General features: G+C 57.6%; 4 protein-coding genes. 1 reads left to right on the top strand and 3 read right to left on the bottom strand.

What is annotated here, in order from left to right:
• Positions 1–1808 (bottom strand): FAD-dependent 5-carboxymethylaminomethyl-2-thiouridine(34) oxidoreductase MnmC (gene mnmC, locus M7R55_RS11575; protein ID WP_298220721.1); only part of this gene is annotated, 1808 nt, incomplete at its 3' end.
• A gap of 167 nt (positions 1809–1975) precedes the next feature.
• On the opposite strand from mnmC, the gene M7R55_RS11580 reads away from it, so the two are divergent.
• Entirely contained in the window at positions 1976–3754 is a 1779-nt protein-coding gene (locus M7R55_RS11580; protein ID WP_298220722.1) for an N-acetylglutaminylglutamine amidotransferase, read from the top strand.
• Between the two features lie 15 nt (positions 3755–3769).
• Here M7R55_RS11580 and M7R55_RS11585 read toward each other — a convergent pair whose 3' ends face one another.
• Both M7R55_RS11585 and M7R55_RS11590 read right to left on the bottom strand, forming a co-directional pair.
• Positions 3770–4633 carry an HlyD family efflux transporter periplasmic adaptor subunit gene (locus M7R55_RS11585; RefSeq protein WP_298220724.1) on the bottom strand — a complete coding sequence of 288 codons (864 nt, stop codon included), beginning with the start codon at positions 4631–4633 and terminating at the stop codon, positions 3770–3772.
• Positions 4630–5986, bottom strand: a 1357-nt coding sequence (locus tag M7R55_RS11590) for a TolC family protein (protein WP_298220726.1), incomplete at its 5' end; no start/stop codon positions are given. The genes M7R55_RS11585 and M7R55_RS11590, both read right to left, overlap by 4 nt.

Below are 5986 nucleotides of genomic sequence, written 5' to 3' on the forward strand. Positions count from 1 at the left end.
GCCAATACTTCCGCCAGCAGAGGGCACCAAGTCAAGCCCCTTGAGCCGTGACCGGTATTGACCATCAGTCCGGATTGACCGGGTATCTCGCCGACAATCGGCAAGCGATCCCGGCTTGTTGCACGAAGTGAAACGCGCCCCCGATTTTCGCTGTGATCTTGAATCGTGGGTGTAACCAGATTTAGCGACAATCCGGCCAGTCGCTCCAGATTTTCCATTCGTTCTTCAACACGCCATGCCAAATCCTGATCACCCGGCTTGAAGCTGGCGCCAAATACCCGCCGACCATCCGGCAGATCCAGCATGTAACCCTCGCGCATCAGCGGCATTTGGACATACGCAAGCTCAGAGGAATCGCTTCGGTCAATCCAATCCACCTGCCCCCGACAGGCCGTAAGCACGGATTCAAATTCCGGCAAAAGAGACGAAACGGCCCCTGCATTCGCCAACACGACCCAAGACGAGGAAAACAACACCTCGCCCGAAACCGAATAACCGCGCCAGAAGCCATTCTCGAAGGAGAGATCGGCAACCTCCGTATTCATGCGAAGGGAAATCCCAGGGTGTGCCTGCAAGGCCACTAGCCAATCGTGTGGCGATACCCATCCGGCGGAAGGAAAGTAACAGCCCGGTTCTGTTACTTCTACCCCCAACTTGCCGGACAAGACCGATGAATCGAGCCATTGCGCAAATTCCGGCGCGTAACTTTGCTCATCGGCGATTTGCTGCTGACGCTGGGCATGAATATCGTCACGGGCGAGCTGCACGACGCCATCAAATGCGGCAGGCACACTGAATCCCGCCTGCTGCAACTGTTTGATCTGTTGCCGCGCGAATCCCAAACCGATTTGGGTCAGCCGGGTGGCGGCATGGCAATCCCGGCTCAACAAGGGCGACAAGACACCCGCCGGGTTACCAGAAGCACCCTCACCGAGCGTGGCCGCGGCATCGATTACGGTTACCTCAACCTGCCTTCGGGCAAGGGCATACGCCATGGTCAAGCCCGCAATCCCCGCGCCGATCACCACAACCGATGTCGGCGGTTTATGCCGATGGGGTTTGCGACTGCGCATCATCGGCCGCCGTGTCGCCACCAGCCGGTGTTTTTTGAGACCAAAACCGGGCACTTTTTCCACCTGAAAGCCTGCGGCGGTGAGCCCTTCGGCCACCGCATTGGCCGAGGAGTAGGTGGCAACTCTGGCCTCATCCGCAGCCAGTCGGGCCAACGCCCGGAATACGTGCGGCGACCACATGGCGTCGTTCAGCCGCGGGCTGAATCCATCCAGATAAAAAGCATGAAACGGCGCTTGCAGTTGCTTTAACGCCCAGTCGACATCACCAAAAACCAGGGTCAGAACCACGCGCCCGTGAGACAAAAATCGCCGGTGGAATCCCAGCAAAGGATCAGGCCATTGTTCGGCCAGTTCGACCGCGAGCGCTGCCAATTCAGGCCATTGCGTGGCCATTTTCAGGAAATCGGCACGGGACCACGGATGCTTTTCAATCGAATAGAAGAACAAGTCGGGCTTGAATCCAGGGGTTGGATTCGGTTCAGGTGCGTGTTGCAGAAAGGCGGCCCAAGTTGTGAGAAAACTCAAACCGGTGCCAAAACCCAGTTCCAGTACATGCGTGGGTGTTCCGGCAGCGAATCGCGCGGGCAAGGCACACCCTTCCAGAAACACGGCCTTCTTCTCCGCCAATCCACCTGCCGCCGAGTAATAGATATCGCCATAGTCGGGCGAGTACGGGCTGCCATCGGCTCGCCATTGCACGTCGGCCCATGAAATAGCGCAGGAAGGAATCGTCATAAAATCAAACCAAACAGTGTGTTGAGCATTCATACGGTCCGCCACGAGACCAAAGACGGTGAACATTGGACCAATTGACGAGCCGAAAAACGGAACAGAAAGTGACCGGGCTGCTAAAATTCGCCCATCTTAAATGACTCTGGTTAGATTAACCGAAGGATAAACGCATGTGCGGAATCTGTGGCTGGCTGGCCGCGCCCGGCTCGCGCCCTGACCTGGGGGCCGTGCGGCGCATGATGGATCGTCTGGAGCGACGTGGCCCCGACCATGAGGGCAGCTTTTCCGATGGCCCGCTGGCGCTGGGGCATCGCCGTCTTTCCATTCTGGATTTGAGCTTTCACGGCGCGCAACCGATGATCGACCGTGAAAACGGGCTGGCGTTGGCTTTTAACGGCACCATCTACAATCACCCCGAATTACGTCAGGAACTGCGCGCACTGGGGCACCGCTTCACATCCACCGGCGATACCGAGGTCATTCTCAAGGCATTTGCGCAATGGGGCACCGATTGCGTCAGCCATCTGACCGGCATGTTCGCTTTCGCTATCTGGAATCTGAAGTCCGACGCCCTGTTTCTGGCGCGCGACCGTTTGGGCATCAAACCGCTGTATTACACCGAAGACCCGACCAATCCCACTGCCCCGCTTCGCTTCGCATCCAGCCTGCCCGCCCTGCTCGCGGGTGGTTCGGTCAATACCGAATTCGACCCGATCGCATTGCACCATCAGTTCACCCTGCACGGGTCGGTGCCCGCGCCCCACACCATTCTCAAGGGCGTGCGTAAATTGCCACCCGGCCACAGCCTGCTGATCGATGCGGCGGGAAAGAAAACACTGACACGTTACTGGCAGATCGACGCGACCGAACGCCACGATCTTAACGCGCAACAATGGCAGGAGCAGATTCACGCGGGCCTGCTCAGGGCCGTTAAACGACGTCTGGACATCAGCGATGTCCCGGTGGGTGTGTTGCTCTCCGGTGGCTTGGATTCCTCGCTGATCGTGGCCTTGGCGCATGAAGCGGGCATTGCGCCCCAAACCTTCACCATCGGTTTTGAAGATCAGCCAGAAGAAAAAGGTAGCGAATTCGAATTCTCGGACCCGGTTGCCGAACGCTATCAAACCAAACACCACCGCTTTCATATTCCAAACAGTCAGGTACTGGATCGACTGCCCGAAGCGGTTGCGCAGATGAGCGAGCCGATGTTCGCGCAGGATGCGGTGGCGTTTTATCTGCTGTCGGAACAGGTTTCCCGCGAGGTGAAAGTCGTCTTGAGCGGTCAGGGCGCCGATGAAGTCTTCGGCGGCTATTTCTGGTATCCGCAAATGAATGCCGCCGTCGGCGACGATCTGTCCCGATTCGCACCCTATTATTTCGACCGCGATCACGAAGAACTGATGTCGATGATCACCGCGCCCTTCCGTGGTGAAGACCACACTAGCCGCCGCATCCGCGAAGAACTCGCGCGCATTCGCGGGAGCAACTATATCAACCGTGTTCTGGGCCTGGATGTCAGCACGCTGATTGTCGATGACCCGGTCAAACGCGTCGATAACATGACGATGGCCTGGGGTCTTGAGGCCCGTGTGCCATTTCTCGACCACGAGCTGGTCGAGCTCGCCATGCAAATGCCGGCGGCACACAAACTCGATCTGGAGGGCAAAGGCATGCTCAAACGCATTGCGCGTGGCCGGATCCCGGATGCGGTCATCGACCGACCCAAAGGCTACTTCCCGGTTCCGGCCCTGAAATTTGTCCGCGGCCTGTTTCTTGAGTTCATGCGCGATATTTTAAGTTCGCCCCCGGCGCAGGCCCGGGGGCTCTTCGAACCGGCCTATGTGAACCGACTGTTGGCCGAGCCGGACCAGCATTTCACCCGTCTTCAGGGGGCGAAACTCTGGCATCTGGCCGTGTTTGAACTGTGGTTGCAGCAGAACGGGCTTTAGCGCTGCATCGGTGAATCAGTCCGACAGTTCGATCTTGGCCGGCAATCCCGCGATCCAGTCCTTCTGTGGTTTTATCTGCACTTGTAGTCGGTAATTGATCGCTGCGTTCTGATTGTTCTGTGGCTCGCTGACGATACCGACGAGCTTTCCCTGTACCTTGGCCTGAACACTGGCCTGATCACTGGCTTGTGCACTGGCCTGCCCGACCAATACATTCATTTTCTGCCCGAGGGACAGTTGTGATGCCACATCGGGAGACGCATTTGCCACGACCAGCATTTGATCCGCTCGGGCAATGCGCAACAGGACAGGCGCATTCAGTTCGCTGGAAACCGTTTCACCCACCGCCGTATCAACACTCAAAATCCGGGCCGGATAGGGTGCCGTCAGTGTCGTTTTACCCAATTCCCACTGCCGCAAATCAGCTTTGGCGCGGGCTTCATTCAAGCGCGCCACGGCTTGTTCCTGCTTGATCAGCGCTTCCTGTCGCTCGGATTCTGAGGCTACGGTGCGATCATAAAGCTGCTGAGTTCGTTCCGCGTCCCGCTTGGCCTCGGCCGCTGCGCGCACCAGTCCCAATCGTATCGCCACGGCGGCGGCCAATCTGTCTGCAAGCGGTTTGCGATCCAATCGGAGCAATACGGTACCTTTTTCGACCTGTTGCCCCGGTTGAACCGGAATTTCGGTCACAACACCGGATACCGGCGTGGAAAGTCGGGTTACCTCGGCCCAGGCCAGGTGACCATCCAGAGTCTGCGGTTCATCCGCAGCAAAAGCGGGGCTAACCGCTCCAATAAGTGACAACCCCAAGATCAGGACAGAGATTGCTTTTCCCACGGCCCGACCTGTTTTCTCGCTCGACAAGTAATGCAAGTTCATTTTTTTTGCTCCGCTGAGGCAGATGGCGACGAGGTTAAAATCGAATCGATGGATTGACCTTGCATGCTTGCCAGCTCGGCCCAGTACGTTGCCAGCGCAAAGGTTGTCCGCATCCGTTCCAACTGCGCGGCAGATTCTTCAACCATTGCATCGCCAAGATCGGTCGCTTTCTCCATCTGGTACAAGGTTTGTTTGCGGGTGAAGTTGAGATCGGAATAATTCTCCAAGGCCTTGACGCGACTGATGGCGGCTTTGCGATAGACGTCAATCATTTCAAGCACTTTGGTCACCTGATCACGCAGGTCGGCCTCACGTGCTGCAATCTGCGCGGCAAGCCGCATTCTGTCGGCCTGTGCCCTGCCGATTTTCGAGTCGCGCAAACGCCCGTCGTACAGTGGAAAGTCGATATACACCCCCGCCTGGAACGGGTCGCGCGAACCCAGTTCCCGCTGGTAGTAATCGCCATTGACCTGCGCGTAGATGGTCGGTGCATTGTGATCTCGCGCGGCCCGTAATGATTGTTCGGCCGCCTCGAAACGGGCATGCAACGCCTGAAGCCCGGGGTCATCGGCCAATGCCCGCTTCATGGCCAGATCCACTTCGGGTGGCGTTCGTGCAAACAGGGAATTGAACTTGGGCGCGACCAGTTTGGAGAGAATCTGCTGCGGCGTACCCATCAGCTCAGCCAGTTTTCTACGACTGATTCTCCGCTCGGCATCTGCCTTGGCACGCGCAAGGAGAACGTCCTCATATTCCCGCTGCAAGCTTGCCAGATCGTAATCGGACGCCATGCCCAGCTCTTTTCGATCCCTGGCCTGGTCAAAGCGTACATACACAATCGCCATGCGCTCATTGGCGACCGTGTAGGTTTGGTCGGCCAGCAATACGCCGAAGAACGCTTTGAGAATGGCGAGGCGCTGTGCCTGCTCGACACTGAAAAGTTGCAACTGTGCACCGGTCACGCCCGATTTGGCCGCGTCAGCGCGCAGGGACTGAAGACCGAAGTCGAACAAACGCTGGCGGGCACTGATACCCAGTGCGTTGTCGTATTGTACATTTTGATCGGTTGCCGCATTGCTGGGCTGAATGTAACGCAACCGCCCCTCGACAGAGATGGTCGGGTCATACCAACTCTGCACTTCCTGCTGATCTGCCTTGGCACCGAGCAGATCAGCCTCTGCGCCCATCACACCATATTGCTGCTGCAACGGCACACTCAAGGCGGCCTGTAAAGTCAGGGGCGTTGCGGCACCGTCGTCGGCATGTGCGCCGCCACACATTATCCCTAAGCAAACCGCCGCCCAAATCGCTGTAGCGGGTCGAAAAATCATAGCAATCCATCCTTGCAATTCA

The organism is Halothiobacillus sp. (assembly GCF_027346185.1).
Lineage (GTDB): Bacteria > Pseudomonadota > Gammaproteobacteria > Halothiobacillales > Halothiobacillaceae > Halothiobacillus.